The organism is Chitinophaga deserti, from assembly GCF_003149455.1.
Lineage (GTDB): Bacteria > Bacteroidota > Bacteroidia > Chitinophagales > Chitinophagaceae > Chitinophaga > Chitinophaga deserti.
The window spans coordinates 858,147-879,091 of record NZ_QFFK01000001.1 but is presented as its reverse complement, the minus strand read 5'-3'; the positions used below and the strand labels follow the sequence as shown (position 1 = coordinate 879,091).

At 50.1% G+C, this 20,945-nt stretch carries 23 protein-coding genes; 22 read left to right on the top strand and 1 reads right to left on the bottom strand.

Annotated elements, in window-relative coordinates; all coding sequences use genetic code 11:
• Positions 1-90 precede the first annotated feature (90 nt).
• Complete coding sequence (locus tag DEV76_RS03505; protein WP_157962697.1) at positions 91-897, top strand: alpha/beta fold hydrolase; 807 nt, start codon at positions 91-93, stop codon at positions 895-897.
• A gap of 3 nt (positions 898-900) precedes the next feature.
• Entirely contained in the window at positions 901-2,046 is a 1,146-nt protein-coding gene (locus DEV76_RS03500) for a glycosyltransferase (protein ID WP_109695112.1), read from the top strand.
• Positions 2,047-2,068: 22 nt separating this feature from the next.
• On the opposite strand, the gene DEV76_RS03495 is transcribed toward DEV76_RS03500, so the two are convergent.
• The gene (locus DEV76_RS03495; protein WP_109695110.1) at positions 2,069-3,061 is read right to left on the bottom strand and encodes a terpene synthase family protein; all 993 of its coding nucleotides are present in this window, start codon (positions 3,059-3,061) and stop codon (positions 2,069-2,071) included.
• Between the two features lie 332 nt (positions 3,062-3,393).
• On the opposite strand from DEV76_RS03495, the gene DEV76_RS03490 reads away from it, so the two are divergent.
• From DEV76_RS03490 to DEV76_RS03395, 20 genes are all read left to right on the top strand, one after another.
• Positions 3,394-4,524, top strand: a complete 1,131-nt coding sequence (locus DEV76_RS03490) for an ABC transporter permease (protein ID WP_109695108.1) — start codon at positions 3,394-3,396, stop codon at positions 4,522-4,524.
• A 48-nt stretch (positions 4,525-4,572) separates the two neighbouring features.
• On the top strand, positions 4,573-5,004 hold the full coding sequence (locus DEV76_RS03485) for a hypothetical protein (RefSeq protein WP_157962696.1): 432 nt from the start codon (positions 4,573-4,575) through the stop codon (positions 5,002-5,004).
• Positions 5,005-5,091: 87 nt separating this feature from the next.
• Complete coding sequence (locus tag DEV76_RS03480) at positions 5,092-6,162, top strand: glycosyltransferase (RefSeq protein WP_109695105.1); 1,071 nt, start codon at positions 5,092-5,094, stop codon at positions 6,160-6,162.
• 49 nt (positions 6,163-6,211) lie between these two features.
• Positions 6,212-6,559: a gliding motility protein GldC gene (gene gldC, locus DEV76_RS03475; protein WP_109695102.1), complete on the top strand. Its 348-nt coding sequence runs from the start codon at positions 6,212-6,214 to the stop codon at positions 6,557-6,559.
• A 12-nt stretch (positions 6,560-6,571) separates the two neighbouring features.
• Positions 6,572-7,024 carry a GatB/YqeY domain-containing protein gene (locus tag DEV76_RS03470; RefSeq protein WP_109695100.1) on the top strand — a complete coding sequence of 151 codons (453 nt, stop codon included), beginning with the start codon at positions 6,572-6,574 and terminating at the stop codon, positions 7,022-7,024.
• A gap of 7 nt (positions 7,025-7,031) precedes the next feature.
• Entirely contained in the window at positions 7,032-7,568 is a 537-nt protein-coding gene (locus DEV76_RS03465; protein ID WP_109695098.1) for a CvpA family protein, read from the top strand.
• 74 nt (positions 7,569-7,642) lie between these two features.
• Entirely contained in the window at positions 7,643-8,419 is a 777-nt protein-coding gene (locus DEV76_RS03460; protein ID WP_109695096.1) for an alpha/beta fold hydrolase, read from the top strand.
• Between the two features lie 114 nt (positions 8,420-8,533).
• The gene (locus tag DEV76_RS03455) at positions 8,534-9,196 is read left to right on the top strand and encodes a CBS domain-containing protein (RefSeq protein WP_109695094.1); all 663 of its coding nucleotides are present in this window, start codon (positions 8,534-8,536) and stop codon (positions 9,194-9,196) included.
• Between the two features lie 19 nt (positions 9,197-9,215).
• Complete coding sequence (locus tag DEV76_RS03450; protein WP_109695092.1) at positions 9,216-10,658, top strand: POTRA domain-containing protein; 1,443 nt, start codon at positions 9,216-9,218, stop codon at positions 10,656-10,658.
• A complete protein-coding gene (locus DEV76_RS03445) occupies positions 10,659-11,549 on the top strand; it encodes an NAD kinase (RefSeq protein WP_109695090.1) in 891 nt (296 codons plus the stop codon). It begins immediately after the preceding gene.
• Positions 11,550-11,608: 59 nt separating this feature from the next.
• On the top strand, positions 11,609-12,472 hold the full coding sequence (gene porG / locus DEV76_RS03440; protein ID WP_109695089.1) for a type IX secretion system protein PorG: 864 nt from the start codon (positions 11,609-11,611) through the stop codon (positions 12,470-12,472).
• A gap of 139 nt (positions 12,473-12,611) precedes the next feature.
• Complete coding sequence (locus DEV76_RS03435; RefSeq protein WP_109695086.1) at positions 12,612-13,373, top strand: isoprenyl transferase; 762 nt, start codon at positions 12,612-12,614, stop codon at positions 13,371-13,373.
• Complete coding sequence (locus tag DEV76_RS03430) at positions 13,354-16,095, top strand: BamA/OMP85 family outer membrane protein (RefSeq protein ID WP_109695084.1); 2,742 nt, start codon at positions 13,354-13,356, stop codon at positions 16,093-16,095. Before DEV76_RS03435 ends, DEV76_RS03430 begins: the two co-directional genes overlap by 20 nt.
• A gap of 52 nt (positions 16,096-16,147) precedes the next feature.
• Entirely contained in the window at positions 16,148-16,663 is a 516-nt protein-coding gene (locus tag DEV76_RS03425; RefSeq protein ID WP_109695082.1) for an OmpH family outer membrane protein, read from the top strand.
• Positions 16,664-16,732: 69 nt separating this feature from the next.
• Positions 16,733-17,269, top strand: a complete 537-nt coding sequence (locus DEV76_RS03420) for an OmpH family outer membrane protein (protein WP_109695080.1) — start codon at positions 16,733-16,735, stop codon at positions 17,267-17,269.
• A 236-nt stretch (positions 17,270-17,505) separates the two neighbouring features.
• Positions 17,506-17,661, top strand: a complete 156-nt coding sequence (rpmH, locus tag DEV76_RS03415) for a 50S ribosomal protein L34 (RefSeq protein ID WP_012788729.1) — start codon at positions 17,506-17,508, stop codon at positions 17,659-17,661.
• Complete coding sequence (locus DEV76_RS03410) at positions 17,658-18,086, top strand: ribonuclease P protein component (protein WP_317048070.1); 429 nt, start codon at positions 17,658-17,660, stop codon at positions 18,084-18,086. Before rpmH ends, DEV76_RS03410 begins: the two co-directional genes overlap by 4 nt.
• Complete coding sequence (yidD, locus tag DEV76_RS03405; RefSeq protein ID WP_109695076.1) at positions 18,083-18,316, top strand: membrane protein insertion efficiency factor YidD; 234 nt, start codon at positions 18,083-18,085, stop codon at positions 18,314-18,316. The genes DEV76_RS03410 and yidD overlap by 4 nt, the downstream gene beginning before the upstream one ends.
• A gap of 43 nt (positions 18,317-18,359) precedes the next feature.
• Entirely contained in the window at positions 18,360-20,018 is a 1,659-nt protein-coding gene (locus DEV76_RS03400) for a S41 family peptidase (RefSeq protein WP_109695073.1), read from the top strand.
• 102 nt (positions 20,019-20,120) lie between these two features.
• The gene (locus DEV76_RS03395; protein ID WP_109695071.1) at positions 20,121-20,930 is read left to right on the top strand and encodes an endonuclease/exonuclease/phosphatase family protein; all 810 of its coding nucleotides are present in this window, start codon (positions 20,121-20,123) and stop codon (positions 20,928-20,930) included.
• Positions 20,931-20,945: the final 15 nt, after the last annotated feature.

Here is a 20,945-nt window from a genome sequence, read left to right as displayed (position 1 = left end):
AGTCTACTCGTAATTTACCGAGTTTATGGGAATTGACAAATTATGATTCCGGGGCATAATGTTATAAATTCGCATTCCCGAAAACACCCCATGGAGTTCAGTCTATCATATCTTGACAGTACCTTTTCCGGCATGCAGACCGGTGAGGGGGAAGAACTGCTGATCTGCTTCCACGGCTTCGGGGAGAGTGCATCGCACTTTCGTTGTATGGATGCGGGATTGGGCAATATATTTACTATCGTTGCGTTAGATATGCCCTTTCACGGGAAAACGGTCTGGAAGGAAGGCCGGCCTATGGAAAAACGGGACCTTGCAGCACTCACGGAAAAAATATTGGAAAGAACCGGCAAACAAACGTTCTCCCTCCTGGGTTATAGTATGGGCGGAAGGCTGTCCCTGTGCATCGTTGAACAGATGGCAGACAGGATCAGGCACCTCATCCTTGCGGCGCCCGACGGGTTGAAGAACAATCCATGGCATATGTTTGCCACCAGAACCATATTGGGAAACCGGATCTTTTCGTACAACACCCGCAATCCTGCGCTGTTTTTTCGCCTGCTGACTTTTTGGCGCCGAAGCGGCCTTTTGAACGAAAGCGTCTACAAATTTGCCCTCCACCGGATGGACCGCCCGGAGAAAAGGCAGCTTGTGTATAATGTCTGGACCATCATGCGGCGTATGCTGCCCCATAAAAAGCGTTGTAAACGCCTCATGGCGCAGCATCATATCAGCACGTTGCTGATATTCGGTAAATACGACCGCGTGATCCCCCCCGTCATCGGAGAAAAGTTTGCCGACGGCTCTTTTCCATGCCAGGTGCTGGTGCTCGACAAAGGGCATCAGTTAATTTCGGAATCACTGGGATTCATCATTAGAAAAAATATTTCGACTACATAGGAAATGACTGCTTTATTGATCATCACGCTCGGGCTTGCTTTATTGTACGGTATATTAATGCTGTCGTATCTCTATGGCTGGAGCCGGTTGAAGAATTTCGACCCTTCCGCTCACGCTTATACGTTTAACACGAAAGTGTCGGTTATTATCCCGGCACGTAATGAAGAACGCAATCTTCCCCCGCTGCTGGAAGCCCTTCAGCAACAGAGTTACCCTTCAAATCTGTTTGAAGTGATTGTGGTAGACGATTTCTCTACCGATCACACGGCAGATACTGTGCGCTATTTTCCGGCTTCCAACATGCGTGTTATCCGCATGTCGGATCATCTCAGCCCGGAAGAGCGCCTTAATTCCTATAAGAAGAAAGCCATCGAAACGGCCATCGCCGCATCTACCGGCCACCTGATCGTAACAACGGATGCTGATTGTGTGATGGGCCCCAAGTGGCTCGAAGCCATCGTGAAATGTTACGAAACCCACAAACCCCGCTTCATTGCCGCACCAGTGGCGTATTATAAAGAAACCAACTTCTTCAAGAAGCTGCAGTCGCTCGACTTCATGACCATGCAGGGTATCACCGGAGCAGTGGCATACCTCGAATCGGGGACCATGTGCAACGGTGCCAACCTGGCTTATGAAAAGCAGGCTTTCGAGGAAGTAGGCGGTTTCACCGGCATCGATATGATCGCTTCCGGAGATGATATGCTGCTCATGTACAAAATCTCTCACGCTTACCCCGGCAGTATCCACTATCTCAAATCGCGCGACGCTATTGTTCGCACGCTGCCGGTTGATACCGTAAAAGGTTTTATGAATCAGCGCATCCGCTGGTCGTCGAAGGCAGATAAGTATGAAGACAAGCGGATTACCCGTGTGCTGGTGATCGTATACCTCTGGAATGTAATGCTGCTGCTGATGGCCATAGTGGCCATTTTTACACCGGCGCTGCGCATGTGGATCCTGTGGCTGATGGCGTATAAAGTGGTATTGGAATTACTTTTCCTCATACCCGTTGCCGCATTTTTCAGCAAAGGATCGCTCCTTCCGTGGTTCATACCCGGACAACCTTTTCATATCATTTACGTTGTACTGGCCGGATGGCTGGGCAAATTCGGAACTTACGAATGGAAGGGGCGGCAGGTACATTAGCCGCCCCTTTTTTTTCGTCAGATCAGATCCGGGAGATGAGCCAGTTGCCACTGGCAGTTTCACGGATGTGCATACGGTACCTTGCAGTGTCGCCGAAGCTCCAGTCGAGGTTAGCCCTCATCCAGGCTTTCAGGACACTGATGTAACGCTGTAGTTCGTCGTTCACTTCTTCTCCGAACGATGGCACCGATTCACTCAATTCAATAAACCGGCGCACTTCGTTGTCGTGCATGCGGGCGGCCTCTGCTACGGCTGCTTCCAGCGTTAGCGCTCTTTCTTCTTTTAATACCACCACGAGGTTGTGAACATCGCCCTGGCGCCGTTCTTTGTCGAACGAAAACAGGTCGTTGGCCCAGCATACCACGTTGTTGCAGGCGAGGGATAACTGCTGCACCACTTCGTGGTTGCGTACTTCGTCGGGCAAATAAATGTTTTCGAGGATCTCAATGAGCTCGATGTCGGCATACAGTGCGCCGGTGTAAGGGCGCTTTTCGATGTAATCCGCTACTGAAGGTGCTTTGTGGGCCATGCGGTTTTTCACTTCCCAAAGGCAGGCGTCCAGGTAATCGGTCATGCTTTTCACGAAACGCTGCTGCCATGCAGTGTTGCCAAGGCGGCGCATACGCTTCCAGAGATCGGCGAAGCTGTCTGCCAGCGCCATCCCTTCTTCCGGCGCCACCACCGTATTGTTACGGAGGATCTGGCTTACGAAGGAATGAACCATTTGCAGGAAATCGAGTTTACCGAACATGGACTCGTCGTTCTTGTCGTCCAGCAAAAACAACCAGGTGTTGAATTCTGCGGCAATGCACAATTCGAAACGCCCGGCGGAAGGGAATGCGCGGGAAGAAAGCATGGCGAATTTGGCGCGGTTAAAGCGTTCTTTCGCTTTTTCTGATTTTACCAGACCAAACCGGCTGGCCCATTCTGCTGTGTGTTTTTCGGCTTCTTTTGCGAAAGGATTGAGCATAGAAGGGAAGGGGCAGAAAATCTGCGGCAATTGGAGTGTTTCCATAAACTGTGTCGTTTAATGATGATTATAAAATCGGGTATAGATTATCCAGGGATTGTTCACTAAACTGGTTACGTCTCAAGCATAAAAATCTCAGGTATCTGTGTCGTGTCTTAAGCTGTTATTCTCGTTGGGAATGGTATCTGTCTGTCAGAAATTACGCAATTTGGTACCCCTGCTATTGTACGGATTCATGTGCGCATGTTGATTTTCGTGTGATCACAAAAGAGCATGTGGCGTATATGGCCTTATATATTCGCCTTCATCATAAATGAAAAAAAACGCGCAGGCAAAGCGGTAAAAATGTCTTGTATTTACGCTATTTTGGGAACAGCATGGATGCATTTACCCAACAGGCATGGAAAAGGCTCCGGCGCAATAAAGGCGCTGTGGCAGGACTGGCCGTCATTATTCTGGCGCTGCTGGCGGCAGTATTCGCATATTACCTTGCGCCCGACGGTACGTCGTATGCCAACCGGATGGTGCTGGAGATAAGCGGGCAAAAGCCCGGTTTCTCTGTTCACATGCTTTCCGTTCAGCAGGCGCATGCCCCGGAAAAAGAAGGATTTTTTCACCGCCTCATATATGGTAAAACACCCTCCGATGTACTGGTGCCGGTTTCGTCCTGGCGGTTTTCCAAAGATTCAATCGTAGTGGAAAAGTATGTGGATGAAGTAACCACTGCCACCGAAAGCTACCCGCTGGCGCATGTGCTGTATGGGAAGGATTCAGTTATTACAGATATTTCCGCTGCACAGCAGGCTATAACACAGGAGCATCTGTTTCGGCAAACCTTCCACCTCGGTACCGATAAGTTTGGGCGCGACATTCTCAGCCGCCTGCTTGTAGGCACCCGTGTAAGTCTGAGCGTAGGCTGCATCGCTGTATTGATATCTCTTACCATTGGTATTCTGCTGGGCGCTGTGGCGGGGTATTTCCGCGGAGCTGCAGACGAAGGGGTGATGTGGCTGATAAACGTGATCTGGAGCATGCCCACGCTGCTGCTGGTATTCGCCATCACACTGGCACTGGGCAAAGGATTCTGGCAGGTGTTCATAGCAGTGGGGCTTACCATGTGGGTGAGCGTGGCGCGCATCATCAGGGGGCAGGTGCTGGGGCTCCGGGAGCTGCAGTTCGTGGAAGCCACCCGTGCACTGGGCTACGGGCATACCCGCACCATTGTGCGCCACATTCTGCCAAATATCCTCGGGCCTGTGATGGTGGTAGCTGCCGGTAATTTCGCCACAGCCATCGTGGTGGAAGCAGGCCTTAGCTTCCTCGGAGTAGGGGTTCAGCCGCCGCAACCTTCCTGGGGCCTCATGATCAAGGAGAACTATAATTTCATCATAACACACAATCCGCTGCTGGCCCTCGCCCCGGGACTGGCCATCATGCTGCTTGTACTGGCTTTCAATCTGCTGGGGAACGGATTACGTGATGCTATGGACGTCCGTGGAAAAATTTGATGAGTATTATATTTATTTTTAATTTTAAGTATAATTAATAACCATAGCATGTACCTGACACGATCCCTCTTTCTGTTAATGTGCGCCTTCGTTCTGGTAGCGCCGGGCTGTAAAAAGAAGAAAAGCGGTGATCCGGTTCCCAAGCCGGCAGAAGAAGCGGAATTACAGGCAGAGCTGCCGGGGATCCATCTTAACCGGGACGATAATGCCGCTCAGGGCGCTACGCTGGAGTTTTCCATCAAGCTGATCTCAAATCCGCTTCCGCCGGAAGGGGTTACCATTACCATCACGGCTACAGATCCTTCGGGAGCTGTAATTGCCCAGAACCCGGCGTACAAAAGCAAGGAAGGAACGGTTAGTGTTTCCCTGATCAACCTTCCCAAACGGCAGGTGGCAGATATTGTGGTGACTGTTACCAGCAATAACAAGCCGGGGAATACGAAAACCTACCGATTCGGGGTTATGAACAAGACCATTTAAGTACTGCTTCCATAAAGTAAAAAGGGGATTCCCGGCCGGGAACACCCTTTTTTTATTTAGGTTTGTGCCCTGATTCAATCGATTTAAATGCGTATAGCTGTGAATGCGCTTCCCCTTATCCAGGATTCACCTGCCGATACGGGGAATGTGTCTACCGAAATGCTGGTCCGGATTGCGCGCCTGCACCCGGAAACGGAATTTGTGCTTGTTGCCGGGAAAGCCTGGCTCCCTGCCGATCCCTTGCCGCTGAATGTGGAAGTGGCGGTTACCAGGCCAATCCTGAAAGGGAAGCTGGGGAACTACCTCTGGCGGAGCTATCAGTGGCCGCGCATGTTGAAGAAGCTCCGGGCCGACAGGGTTTTGTATTTCGATGAAGTGCTGCCCGTTCCCCTCGATACCCCCGCTTTTCTCGTGATGACCCGTAAGAGCACTCTGCCTTTTGGCCCGGTGACCGACGAAAACATCCGCCGTTTCAGGAAAGTGCTCGTGTTCTCCGAATTTGCAAAAGAGCAGCTGGTGAACCGCTTCCCGCGTCTGGCAGAAAAGATTGAAATGCTGACACCGGGTGGGAACGAGGCTTATATACCCCTGAACTGGGAAGAAAGAGAAGAAGTGAAAAGGGAATATGCCGATGGGATGGAGTACTTCCTCTCCGTAGGCAGTATAGACCCTTCGAATAATATCATCCCCCTCCTCAAAGCCTTTTCCATGCTTAAAAAGCGGCTCCGTTCCAGCATTAAGCTGGTATTGGCGGGCAGGGCTACTGATGAAGGTGAAGACATTGTGCAGGCGCTTCAGACATACAAGTTCCGGCAGGATGTTATCTGGGTGAAGGATGCTGACCAGGAGAAACTGGCCCGGCTTACCGGAGGCGCATATGCCATTGTACATACCGCCGGGGCCGATGCCATGGCGGTTCCTGTACTTGCCGGGCAGAAATGCCAGGTGCCTGCCGTGGCACTTTATGCAGGAGCCTCGCCGGAAGCCGGTGGGGATGCCGCCCTCAATTCAGTGCCCGACGATGTAACAGATCTTTCTGAAAAGATGAGCGCGCTGTATAAAGACGAGATGCTGCGCAGCCGCCTTCTGAACCATATTGGCCGCGTTCCCAGCTGGGATGATGCCGCCGAAACCCTCGGGCAGATCGTCACTTCCTGACTTTGCCCGGTAATTGCTTATTTTTGCGACTCAAACCGATAAAAAGTACATGACTAAAAAATCTACCATACAGATACAGGTAGGGCTCGATGAGCAGAAAGTGCCCGAGTCCATTGAGTGGACGGCTACCGACAGTACCGCAGACAAAATGAATAAGGCGAAGGCCATGATGGTGGCTTTCTGGGATGGAACCGACCGTACGGCCATGCGCATCGATCTCTGGACCAAGGAGATGATGGTGGATGAAATGGCTGATTTCTTTTATCAGACCTTCATGACCATGGCGGATACCTATCAGCGTGCCACGCCCTGGGCCGATCAGGCGAACGACCTTCGTGCCTTTGCGACCGAATTCTACAAGAAATTCGAAGAGAAACTCAAGAATCAAAACCAGTAACAATCCAGAAATATGTCTTTAGAGCTTACTATCAACGGTGCAATTAAAACTGCCATGCTGGCTAAAGCTGAAGCTGAGCTCCGTGCATTGCGTGCCATTAAAGCGGCTATCCTTGTCGCTAAAACTGCAGAAGGCGCAAGCGGGGAACTCACCGATGCAGACGAGCAGAAGCTGTTACAGAAACTTGCCAAGCAGCGTAAAGACTCCATTGAGATCTTCCGGCAGCAGAACCGTACCGATCTGGCGGTGAAGGAAGAAGAGGAACTGGCGGTTATCGAGCGCTACCTCCCCAAGCAGCTTACGGAAGATGAGCTGCGTGCGGAAGTTTCCGCCATTATATCCGCTGTAGGCGCTTCGGGCCCTGCAGATATGGGCAAAGTAATGGGGGCTGCCACCAAGCAGCTGGCAGGTAAGGCAGACGGGAAAGCCATTTCTGCCCTTGTGAAGGAATTACTGACCAAATAATCCGGCTTTGGCCATTGATGTCGTTTTTGCCATCCTGATAGCGTTTGCGTTATACCGGGGATTTGTCCGGGGCTTTATTGCCGCGGTATTTTCCCTTATAGCCTGCGTAATAGGCCTTGCTGCTGCCCTGAAGTTGTCTGCCGTACTGGCGGAATGGCTGGGGAAGTCCGGAATGGACGGGCGGTGGTGGCCTGTGGTGTGCTTTTTCATTGTTTTCCTGGCAGTGGTGGTTTTGATACGCCTTGGCGCGGCTGCCCTGCAGAAAGTGGTGGAATGGTCCATGTTAGGATGGCTTAACCGGCTGGGAGGCATCCTTTTATATGCTGTGGTTTTTACAATTGTATACAGCGTGCTCTTGTGGCTGGCCAACCAATTATACCTGCTAAGCCCGGAAACGAAGCTCCAATCCGTTGTGTATCCCTATATCGAGCCTGTGGGGCCCTGGGTCATGGACCGGCTTGGAAAGATAATCCCCCTGTTCAGGGATGTTTTTACGGAACTGGAAGCCTTTTTTGAAAGGGCTGCCACGAGGATTCCCGTATAAAACCCAGATAACGGAGGTTATTTGAATTAAGAAAAAGAATTATTTTAGCGCAAAATTGACTTCAAGCAACGGTAATGAATTACGAAATCAAAACACAGGGCAAATTCAAGTTCATCGAAGAAGGGGAAGGAGAACCGATTATACTTTTGCACGGACTGTTCGGTGCCCTGAGTAATTTCAGCGGAACCATCGAGTATTTCAAGCAGAACTATAAGGTGGTTATCCCCATGCTGCCCTTGTTTGACCTGAATATCCTGGAAACCTCCGTAGGCGGCCTGGCCAAATACGTGCATAAATTTATTGAAGCCCGCGACTACAACAACCTTCACCTCATGGGTAACTCCCTGGGGGGCCATATCGGGCTGGTATATATCCTGAAACATCCCGAAAGAGTTAAATCGCTCATCCTCACCGGCAGTTCCGGCCTTTACGAGAATGGAATGGGTGAAACCTATCCCAAACGCGGCGATTACGAATATATCCGTAAAAAGACCGAACTGATCTTCTTCGACCCTGCCATGGCAACAAAGGAACTGGTGGATGAAGTGTTCGAAATTACCAGTAACCGGTTGAAAGTCATAAAGATTATAACCCTTGCCAAATCTGCCATCCGCCACAATCTCGGGGAAGAGCTCACTACCATAAAGACACCGACCCTCCTCATCTGGGGCGTTAATGACACGGTGACCCCTCCCATGGTAGGCGAGGAGTTTCATAAGCTGATCCCCAATTCCGAACTGCATTTCATCGATAAATGCGGCCACGCGCCCATGATGGAAGTGCCCGACGAATTCAATGCGATCATGCACGATTACCTCCACCGCTTAAATAATAAAGCCGTAGCACAGTAGTAGCCGTTTATCACCGCTGCCGCGCCATTGCTCCGTGTTTACGTAATTTTTAATAGTCCGCCCGCTGGCTATTGGAATATTCTTTGCTATTATTGTAAAAGAAACACGATCTCTATGTTGGTGCAGGAACTTATATCGACAGTTGTGCCAGTGCTGCTTCCTCAAGACACTGGGGCGAAAGCGCTTCGGCTCATGAATGAATTTCATCTGACGCATTTGCCGCTGGTAGTGGATAATAAGTATGCCTACCTGCTTGAGGAAGATCAGGTGCTTGATTGGGAAGATCCTGACCAACTGCTGGAATCGGCTGTACCCGGTACACTGAAGCCCGCCGTTCCGGAAGGCGCACACTTTTATGAGGCACTGAAGGTTTTCTATGACATGAGAATATCTGCCCTCCCGGTTATTTCCCGTGAGGGGGAATACCTCGGCGTCATCACACGCGATAACCTCCTCGCCGCCCTTGCGCAATACAATGGTGTAAAAGAACCCGGTGGCGTTGTAGTCCTCGAAATGGAACCGCGGGATTACAGCCTCAGCGAAATTGCGCGTATCGCGGAAAGCAATGAAGTAACCCTCCTGAGCGTAAATACACTCACCAACCCCAATACTGCCAAACTGGAAGTGGTGCTTAAAACCAACCGTCAGGAAATGCAGGGGCTCCTTGCCACCTTCGAAAGATTCAATTACACGATCAAATACATGTTCAGTGAAGAGCTGGAAGAAGATCTCCTCAAAAAGAACTACGATCTGCTCATGAATTACATCAGCATGTAGTTTTCGAAAATGCAACTGTTTGCGCACTGTTTTTAACATATCCGGCCTGTGGCTTTGCCTGCTTGCCGCACTGCCAGCCCGTGCACAGGTCAGGGATACCCTTTCGCCAGCCACGCCTCCGCAGGAGCTTACCATCATGCAGGACACCTCATATATTGTGGTGCGTGACATCGTTGTGGCCGGTAATAAACGAACCCGCCGCTCCGTCATCCTGCGCGAAGTAGGCATTAAACCCGGTGATACCATCCGGCTCCGCAGCCTTTCCACCATACTCGAAACCAACCGCAAGCAACTCCTCAATACCTCCCTCTTCCTGAATGTTTTAATGAATGTTAAAGACTGGAACGGAAACGAGGCCAATGTGGTAATCGATGTTTGGGAAAGGTGGTATCTGCTCGCTTTCCCCGTCTTCAAACTGGCAGACCGTAATTTTAACCAATGGTGGGTAGAGCAGAAGAAAAGCCTGCGACGTGTTAATATCGGCGTGAAAGCATGGCAGGATAACCTCACCGGCAGAAACGACGAGCTTTACGCCGACGTGTCTTTCGGATACACACAGAAGTTTGTATTGGGGTATACACTCCCCTATATCGATAAAAAGCTGCGCCATGGCATTGGATTTTCTGCAGCTTTCAGCAGGAACCGGGAAATAAATTATGTTTCCGAAGATAATAAGCAGCAGTTTTTCCGGCAGGATGATTTCCTGCGCAGGCAGATGGCCTTCGGGGTTAGTTATACCTACAGGAAGGCTATTTCCACGCGGCATCAGGCTTTTTTAACCTACCACAACGAACGGGTGTCCGATACCGTGGCGAAGCTGAACCCGGATTACCTGGGCGGCGGGCGTACGGAGGTTAAATATGCAGAATTGGTGTACCGGCTGGACTATATTAAGGCCGACAGCTGGCAGTATCCCCTGATCGGACAGTCATTCAGGGGTGAAGTATCTAAGGCCGGGCTGGGATTCCTCAACGACATCGATTACCTGAAAATCCGCCTGAAAGGCGCCAAATACTGGCAATATGCTCCCAAAACCTATGGAGCTGTTAGTTTACTGGGGCAGGTGAAGTTTCCCAACGACCTGCCATATGCAGCTTCCCGCGCTATGGGGTACAGTGACGATTATCTGCGGGGGCTTGAGTATTATGTGGTAGACGGGACGGCCTTTTTCATTCTCAAAAATACCCTGCGGCGGGAATTGCTTAACTTCAAGGTGCGATTGCCCATTGTGCCAAAGAAGTTCAGTAACCTCCCGATCCGTGTAATGGCGAAAGCATACGGAGATGTGGGATACGGGTATTCGAAGCTTGGCCTGAGCGGGGTTCTGAGCAACCGGATGCTCTATACGGCCGGGCTGGGGCTGGATATCGTTTCATTCTACGATACCTGCATCCGGTTCGAATACAGTATCAACCAAATGGGAGAAAAAGGACTATTTTTACACGCTAAACTGGATATGTAAATGCATGTAGCCCTCTACAGCCGTGGCTTTGTTAAGGATGATCTGGAAGATATACAACTGTTGCTGAATGAGCTGGCCCGGCAGGAAATTGTACCGGTCGTGTATGAGCCTGTTTACAAGGAGCTCTGCGCGCACATCCAGTTTTCACCCGATACCGATACTTTCTCCTGTGCTAAAGATCTTGACAGCCGTATAGAATTCCTGGTAAGCCTCGGTGGCGACGGTACCCTGCTGGATACCGTGAGCTTCGTACGCGACAAGAATATCCCTGTAATGGGGGTTAATTTCGGGCGTCTTGGCTTTCTGGCCGGTATAGGGCGTAATGCGGTACATGAAGTGGTGGATTCCCTCGTAAGCCGCAGCTATGTGGTAGATAAGCGGAGCCTCCTCCACCTCGATGCCAGTACACCCCTCTTTGGAGATGTGCCCTACGCGCTTAACGAATTCACCATCCACAAGAAGGATACCTCCGCCATGGTGAAGATCCATACCTACCTCAACGGGGAGTTTCTGAATACTTATTGGGCAGACGGGCTGATTGTGGCCACACCTACCGGCTCTACCGGGTATTCCCTCAGCTGTGGCGGGCCGGTGGTATTCCCTGAAGCGGCTAACTTCGTTATAACCCCTGTGGCTCCTCATAACCTGAACGTTCGGCCTATTGTGGTGCCAGACGATAATGTGATCTCTTTTGAAGTGGAAGGACGGTCTGACCAGTTCATCTGTACGCTGGATTCCCGGATGGAGGTGATCGATAACCGGGTGCAGCTGGCTGTGAAGAAAGAGGATTTCACGTTTCAACTGCTTCGCCTGAACGAAAGTAACTTCCTGCATACGTTGAGGGACAAACTGTTATGGGGGATCGATACCCGGAATGCGAGGGGGAAATAGGCGGGGTGTAAATTTTTTGTCATACGAAAAAGCCCTAATTTACGTTCTTAGTCATATTTATGCTGATCACGCGATTTTTATGCAAGACCACCGGGATAGCGGCCCTTTTTTGTGCCGGATGGCTCAATAATGCCGTAGCACAGCAGGAGCTGAGCTATGTGGGGGAACTGGGCTTTACGGCCGGGGCATCCCATTATTTCGGTGATCTGAACACCCATGGCGGGCTAAAGTCTCCCAAACCAGCCCTCGGCATATTTTACAGGAAGTATTTTAACGATTATATAGGCGCCCGGGCTCACTTCAGGTATATGAATGTGGGTTATTCCGACGTGTACAGTGAAAACGATTTTCAGCGGAAGCGGAACCTCAGCTTCAACTCAGACATATTTGAGTTGGCGATCCAGGGGGATTTTAACTTCTTCCGATTTGAGCCGGGGAGCGATGATTACAGGTTTTCGCCCTATCTGACGGTGGGGGCTTCCGGGTTTCATTACAATCCATACGCTTATTATCAGGATAAGAAATATTATCTCCAGCCATTAGGGACGGAGGGGCAAAATTCCTCCATGTACCCCGACCGTAAGCCATATTCGCTGTTTAACTACGCTTTTTTGATAGGCGGCGGATTGAAGTACAGTCTTAACCGGAGGCTGAACCTGGGGCTGGAGGTGTTGTTCCGGTTTGCCCAGACGGACTATCTGGACGATGTAAGTACTACCTATGCAGGGATTTCTGCGTTCCCGCAGAAGCCGGACGGGAGTAGTACGATAGCTGCCATTTTGCAGGACCGTTCTACGGTTACGAGCAACCCGCCGATCGGGGAAATCGGGCGGCAGCGCGGCAATAGCCGGGATAAAGATCAATTTGCCACTATAGAGCTTACCCTTGGCATCCTTTTCACCTCTTACCGCTGTAAATTTTAACCCCTAATCCTCTGCGGACGGCCATTCCCGTTAAAACTACGTTAAAACGGCCCGCCCCCCTTTGCAGGAAAGGCCATAAAGTTATTTTTGTATCTTTGCACACTTTTAGTAAATCTGTTTTAATACGCCTGATTTAGTCATGAGTTTGAAGGATCAATTAGACCTGCAACGACTGCCCCGACACATCGCCATTATTATGGACGGTAATGGCCGTTGGGCCAAAGAGCGGGGTCAGGACCGGCTGTACGGGCATCATCAGGGAGTAGAAAGTGTGCGGGATATAGTAGAGGGTTGTGCTGAACTGGGCATTGAATACCTGACGCTATACGCCTTTTCTACCGAAAACTGGGACCGCCCGGTTTACGAAGTTAACGGTATCATGGAGCTGTTGGTGACTACCATCCGCAAGGAAGTGGACACCCTCAACCGAAATAATATCCGGCTGCATGTGATTGGAGACATGAACATGCTGCCCCCTCATTGCCAGCGGGAGCTGGAGGAAGCGCGGGAAATCACCGCCCCTAACAAGGGCCTGAGCCTCGTGATGGCCCTCAGTTATAGCTCCCGGTGGGAAATACTGGAAGCCGTGCGTGCCATCGCACGCGATGCAAAGAATGGAAAGCTTAATCCGGACGATATCAACCACGAAAGCTGGTCCAAATATCTCTGTACATCCCAACTTCCCGATCCCGAACTAATGATCAGGACCAGCGGAGAACACCGCATCAGCAATTTCCTCTTATACCAGCTCGCTTACGCGGAACTGTATTTTACCAATACACGCTGGCCAGATTTCCGCAAAGAGAATCTTTACGAAGCTATACTCAATTATCAAAACAGAGAACGTCGATTCGGCAAAACAAGCGAACAAATACAGCAGAATGAAGAAATTGTTTCCTAAAAGCCTACTGGCCGTAGTTTTATGTTGCAGCGCGGGAATGTCTGTGCGTGCCCAGCAAAGGGATACGGTACCCCTGCCGAATAAACCGGCAGAGATCAGCCCCTGGTCCCTGGGCAATCCACAGCAATACGAGATTGCCGATATCGCCGTTTCCGGCACCGAATTTCTCGATAAATCCCTCCTGCTTTCGCTTTCCGGCCTCAACGTGGGCGATAAGGTAGTGCTGCCGGGCGATCACTTTGCCAAGGCTATCCAGGCACTCTGGGGACAACGCCTCTTCTCCAACATCGCGATTTACATCATCAAAATAGAAGACAGCAAGATCTGGCTGGAAATTACCCTCGTGGAAAAGCCCCGCATGTCTAACTTCTTCTGGAAAGGAATCAAGAAAACCGAAGGCGACGAAATCACCACCAAGGCCGGTCTCCGGAAAGGAAGCGTGGTTACCGAAGCCATGCAGCAGAACACCTATAACGTTATCCGTAAATTCTATGCAGACAAAGGCTTCCGCAACGTCAGCATGAGAATGGATATCCGTAAGGATCCCGCTCCTGCCGTGAACTCCGCCACCGTTTACTTCATCGTGGATAAAGGCCACAAGGTAAAGGTGAACGATATCAACATCGTAGGCAACTATAACGCTGCTGACAATACGATTAAAAAGAAAATGAAGGGTACCAAGGAACTGAGCCGTTTCACCCTGTATCCGGACAACGCCAACGCATGGGTCGACAGTATGGCTACTACCGACACCTACTGGCAGGATATGGGCTACCTCTCCGCTACCCGTACCCTCGAGAAATTAGACCCCTACTTCCGCTTCCACCTCTTCTCCTCTGCCAAGTTCAACGACTCCAAATACGAAGAAGACAAGGAAAAGATCATCGCTTATTACAACTCTAAAGGTCACCGCGATTTCCAGATCGTAGACGATACGCTGTATAACAATGCCAAAGGAAACCTGAACATTGAAATGAAGGTAGACGAAGGCAAGAAGTATTACTTCGGTAACATCACCTGGAGAGGCAACACCGTATATAGCGACACCATCCTTTCCCGTGCAATGGGTATCAAAAAAGGAGACGTATATAACCTGGAGCTGCTGAACAAGCGCCTCGGAACGCCTCCCGGCCCTGAAGGCGGAGACGTTAGCTCCCTCTATATGGACGATGGTTACCTCTTCTTCCAGGTAGATCCCATGGAGGTAGGTATCCGTGGAGATACCATTGACTTTGAGATCCGTATGCAGGAAGGTCCGCAGGCAACCATCAAAGACATCCGTATTGCAGGTAACGAAAAAACAAACGAGCACGTGATCCGCCGCGAACTGCGGACAATGCCCGGTGATAAATTCAGCCGCCAGAACCTTATCCGTTCCCAGCGCGAAATTTCCCAGCTCGGCTTCTTCAACCCTGAAACCATTGGCATCAACCCCGTTCCCAACGTACAGGAAGGAACCGTGGATATCGATTATAAAGTAGAAGAAAGAGCGAACGATCAGCTGGAGCTTTCCGCAGGCTGGGGTGGTTACATCGGTCTTACCGGTACCCTCGGTGTTACGTTCAACAACTTCTCTCTCCGTAATATCTTCAGAAAAGAAACATGGGATCCGCTGCCCTCCGGCGATGGCCAGAAGCTGAGCGTGCGTATCTCATCCAACGGTAAGGCATACCGTTCCTACAACTTCTCCTTCACCGAGCCCTGGCTTGGCGGGAAAAAACGGAACCCCTTCTCCGTAAACTTCTACAGCACTTACCAGAACCCGAACGCTTTCGCGGAATATTATAATATGCCTGTTGCTAACGGCGGTGCCTACTTCCGTGTACTTGGTGGTTCGGTTTCCATCGGTAAGCAGCTGAAATGGCCGGATGACTTCTTCTCCATTATGTACTCTGTGAACTATCAGCGCTATAAGCTGAAAGATTTCAACTACTTCGGAATGGAAGGCTTCGATAACGGTACGGCTAATAACCTTTCACTGCGTATCACACTGGCACGTTCTTCTGTTGACCAGCAGATCTTCCCCCGCAGTGGTTCCAGCTTTATGCTGTTCGGCCAGTTCACACCTCCTTATTCTGTGCTGAACCCCGACAAGGATTACAAATCCCAACCGATCAGCGAGCAGTTTAAATTTATCGAGTATCAGAAATACCGTATGAACGCGGAATGGTATGTACCGCTTTCCCGCCCCCGCGGCAGTGACAATAAATCGCTGGTACTGAAAGTGGCTGCCAAGTTCGGTTATGTGAGTTCATATAACAGCCGCACCACACTTTCGCCCTTCGGCCGCTTTGAGCTGGGTGGTGATGGTTTGAGCAACTTTGCTGTATATGACCGCGACATTATCTCGCAGCGTGGTTATCCTGTATATTATACGTCTAACCCCAAGCTGAATCCTGAAAGCGGTGCGCCTCCGGGTGGTTACTCCGGCTTCACCATGTTTAATAAATATGTGGTGGAACTGCGCTATCCCTTCAGCCTCAACCCCAGCTCTACCATTTTTGGCCTGATGTTCCTGGAAGCGGCTAACGGTTACCGAGATATTAAAGAATACGATCCGTTCCGCCTTCGCCGCTCGGTTGGTCTGGGTGCGCGGTTCTATCTCCCCATGTTCGGTCTGCTCGGGTTCGACTATGGCATAGGTTTGGATAGATTAACATCCGACGGCGGCCTGAAGAACGCAGCTAAATTTACCTTCATGCTGGGCTTTGAGCCGGAATAAAAAAATAATTATATATTGCGAAGCCTGATTTTCGCTAAAAAAATTACGACCGATGAAAAGAATCTTAGTTACCATGATTTTAGTGCTGGGCGCCATTGGAGGCACCTATGCACAGCGGTATTGTGTAATTGATACGAAATACATCCTGGAAACCATCCCCGACTACAAAGACGCGCAAAAGAAGCTCGATGCGGTAGCGGAGCAATGGCAGAAAGAGATTGATGCCAAATTCCAGGAAGTGGACAAGATGTACAAATCCTACCAGGCGGAAGCCGTGATGCTGACCGATGATCTGAAGCGCAAACGTGAAGATGAGATCATTGCGAGGGAGAAGGAAGCAAAGGATTTGCAGAAGAAGAGATTCGGCTATGAAGGCGACCTGTTCAAGAAACGTGAAGAACTGGTGAAACCCATTCAGGACAAGATTTACAATGCCGTACAAAAGCTGGCTGCCAGCAGGATGTATGACTTTGTGCTTGACAAGTCCGGTGGTATCACAGTCATCTTCGCTGATCCGAAGCTGGACAAAAGTGAGGAGATTCTGAAAGCGCTGGGTGTCAAACAATGATCCCTTTAGACAACAGACCTATAAAAATTAAACATTCTACATTCTTTTAATCAACAAGACAACATCATCATGAAGAAGTATGTAATCATCGCTATTGTCGCGTTCACCGGGTTTTGCAGCGTGAAGGCCAATGCTCAGACCAAAATCGCCCATATCAACGCCCAGGCTTTGATCGAATCTATGCCCGAATATAAAAAAGCGCAGACTGATATCGAGGCTTATGCCGCTACACTGGAGAAAGAGAGCGGGGCTCTTGTTGCTGAATACAACAAGAAAATGAAGGACTTCGAGAATGCTCCTAAAGATGAAAGCGACGCTATGAAAGCGGTTAAAGTGAAAGAGATCCAGGATATTCAGAAAAGACTGCAGGATTACGAACAGGTAGCCCGCGAAAAGATCGGTCAGAAACAAGGCGACCTCCTGAAGCCCGTTTACGATAAAGCCCGCAAAGCGATCGAAGATGTTGCTAAAGAAAAAGGTTACGGCTATGTGATCGACAACTCCGGCGGAACCCTCCTGGTTTCTCCTGCAGGAGACGACATTCTGAACACCGTGAAGACTAAGCTGGGTGTATCCACCACTGCCGCTCCCGCAGCTGCTAAATAAGCTTGAAAATCATTAATATAGGGGCCCGGATACAAACCGGGCCCTTTTTATTATCCTGATTATCAGGAATTTCCGGTCAGAGAAATATTCCATTGACTTTTTTCGGACTTTCCTTTTCATTTTAAATTTTTTCACCTACCTTTGCCTTCCGTTTTAAACGGGGCTGATCACAGTCTGCCCGCCCGAAAAACGGATGGGTAACAAGTTTTGAGTTCAAGTAGAAAATATTAAAAACGATGAAACGTACTTTTCAACCGCACAACAGACGCAGAAAGAGCGTACACGGTTTCAGAAAGAGAATGGAAACTGCCAACGGACGTAAAGTATTGGCATCCCGCAGAGCTAAAGGTCGTAAGAAACTGACCGTATCTGACGAGCGCAAGCTGAAATAATTCCGTCATCAACTCATATTGCCATAAAAACTTATTCTTTTAACAGAGAAGAGAAGTTAAAGAGCAGGAAAATGATTGAAACGCTTTTTCGTGAAGGAAAAGCGTTTTCTATTTTCCCCTATCGAGTGATCTTCATGCCCGCCAGCCTCACAACGGATAAATATCCGGTTCAGGCCGGCTTCAGTGTGTCGTCCCGCAAGTTCCCCCGTGCCGTAGACCGTAACCGTATTAAACGCCTCGGCAGAGAAACCTACCGCCTCCACAAACAGGGCCTTTACGATGCCCTCCTAGCCAATTCCCGCCAAATGGCCGTGTTTTTTATCTATATCGATAAAAAAATCCCCGATTTCACTTCCCTTCAGCCTAAATTTTCGGTAATTTTAGAGAAACTCGCCAGGGAAGCCGGTAGAAAAGAACAGCCATGAAGCGATTGATGCAAATTTTGAGTATCCCGTTTATTTTACTGATTAAGATATACCAGTGGTGCATAAGCCCGCTGTTGGGAGCCAACAAATGCAGGTACACCCCCACTTGCTCCCAATATGGCCTCGAAGCATTGAAGAAACACGGCCTCTTTAAAGGAGGATGGCTCGCCGCCAAAAGAATCCTGAGCTGTAACCCCTGGGGAGGCCACGGATACGACCCGGTTCCCTGATACGGTACACCACCTTTTCACTCATCCAGAAACACCGACAAGCATGCGGAAATCCAGGAAAATAATACTGTTCGCCCTGATCGCCATCGCCTCTCTGGCCGTTGCTTTCAGAAACAGCGACAAATACTTCCTCATCGCCAAAAACCTCGACATATTCGCTGCTTTCTACCGCGAACTGAACACCTATTATGTCGAAGACCTCCCGCCCGATAAACTCATCCAGACCGGTATCGAAGCCATGCTCGAAGAAACCGACCCTTATACCGACTTTGTTCCAGAAGAAGAACTCGACGAACTGCGGTTTATGGCTACCGGGAAATATGGCGGCGTAGGCGCCTCCATTTACACCGAAGGGGAATGGACTTCCATTACCGATATCTACGAAGGCAGCCCCATGGATAAAGCAGGCATCAAAGCCGGCGATGTCATCATTTCTTTAGATGGCAAAAGCGCCCGTAACATGGAACAGGACGAAGTGAGCCGCTACCTCAAAGGAACTGCCGGTACCACTCTCGCCATCGTGCTCCGCCACCCCATCAACAACACCGAAAAAACATATAAGATAGTCAGGGAAGATATCAACGTGAAGCCGGTAAGCTACAGCGGAGTGATCCGTAAGAATGTGGGCTATATCAAAATGACCCAGTTCACGGAAGGCAGTGCCGAACAGGTACAGCAGGCTTTCGAGAACCTTCGTAAGCAAAACCCTTCACTGGCAGGCGTTGTGCTTGACCTACGCGGAAACCCCGGCGGCCTCCTCGAAGAAGCAGTATCACTATCCAATATCTTCATCGACAAAGGAAAGCTCATCGTAAGCACCCGCGGGAAAGTGAAAAGCTGGGACCGCGAGTATAAAACCAGTCTTTCCCCTATCGACAATCACATTCCCCTGGTTGTACTCACCAGCCGCTCTTCCGCCTCCGCCTCTGAAATTGTGGCCGGAGCCGTACAGGACCTGGACAGGGGCCTTGTGGTAGGACAGCGTTCTTATGGTAAAGGCCTTGTACAAACTACCCGCCCCCTTCCTTACAACGCCAAGCTGAAAGTAACCACCGCACGATATTATACACCCAGCGGACGCTGCATACAGGCGATCGATTATGCGCACAGGAATGAAGACGGAGAAGCGGATTACGTGCCGGACTCCCTCCGCAAATCATTCACTACCGCTGCAGGAAGGCCTGTGAAAGACGGTGGAGGTATTGAGCCGGATGCACGTGTCGAAAGCACCGTCCTCAGCCAGGTAGCCATCACCCTGCTCCGCAAGCAATTCATCTTCGACTATGCCACGAGATACTATTACGCACATCCGCAAACGCCTGCCGGTAACACTGAATTCGTGACCGATGAAGTGTTTGAAGAGTTCCTGAAGTTCCTCGATGGTAAGGATTACAGTTACAAAACCCGTAGCGAAGAAGCCCTAGACAATTTCCGGGCTACCGCCAGAAAAGAGAAATACTACGATGGCCTGCAAAAGGAATTTGATGCTTTGCAGGTAAAAATGAAGCACGACAAAAAGCAGGACCTTCTCCGCAACAAATCAGAGATCCGCCAGTTACTGGAAGAAGAGATCGCTAACCGCTATTACCCCCAGGCAGGGCGCATAGAGCGTTCGCTCGTGTGGGATAAGGATGTGGAAGAGGCTGTGACCCTTGTACAGAGCCCGCAGAAATACCAGCAGCTGCTGACAGGGAAGAACTAAACTGACACCGTTTATCATAAAAACAATTTAGCCATGCACGATTTGTTGCATGGCTAAATTGTTTTTCGTTTTTTTATGTCTGCGCATTCAATCGTCCATAATATGAGTAACCATCGCTATTTCGCAGCATTCCTCGCGATATTTTCACTTGCAGCCTGTACCGCCGGCAAGCATTCCCAATCTGCTAAAACAACGTCCGTCAGTGTTGTAAGCTATAACATCCACCATGCCAATCCCCCTTCGGTAGACGGGAAGATTGATATGGATGCCATTGCCCGGGTATTAATTGCCGCAAAGCCCGACCTGGTGGCGCTGCAGGAGATAGATGTACATACCACCCGCTCCGGCAGCAGTTTACATCAGGCCGAAGATCTGGCGAAGCGCCTGGGGATGAAAGCCTTTTTCTCCAAAGGGATCGATTATGCCGGTGGGGAATATGGTATTGCCGTACTGTCTAAATACCCGGTGCTGGAAACGAAGCGTTATCCCCTTACCACGCTGGCCGGTACCAATGGAGAACCCCGCTCGCTGGCTACCATGCTGGTGGAAATGCCCGGCGGGAAGAAGGTGCTGATGGCCTGTACCCACCTCGATGCCCAGCGGAACGACTCTAACCGCCTCGTGCAAATGCGGGAAATGACGGAAATACTGTCTAAACAGCCTTACCCGGTAATTGTGGCCGGAGATATGAATGCTGCTGCCGGAGGGCCCGTTATTGCGCAGCTGGATGCCCATTTCCAGCGCAGCTGCAACGATTGTGCCCCTACCATCCCGGTCATTAATCCGCGCCGCTGTATCGATTTTATTGCATTTACCAAGGGTAAGTTTGCCGTACTCAGCCATGAGGTGATCCCGGAAACCTATGCCTCTGACCACCTGCCCGTTAAAGCGGTGCTGCAACTATCCTTTTAGTTGCAATTGTATTTG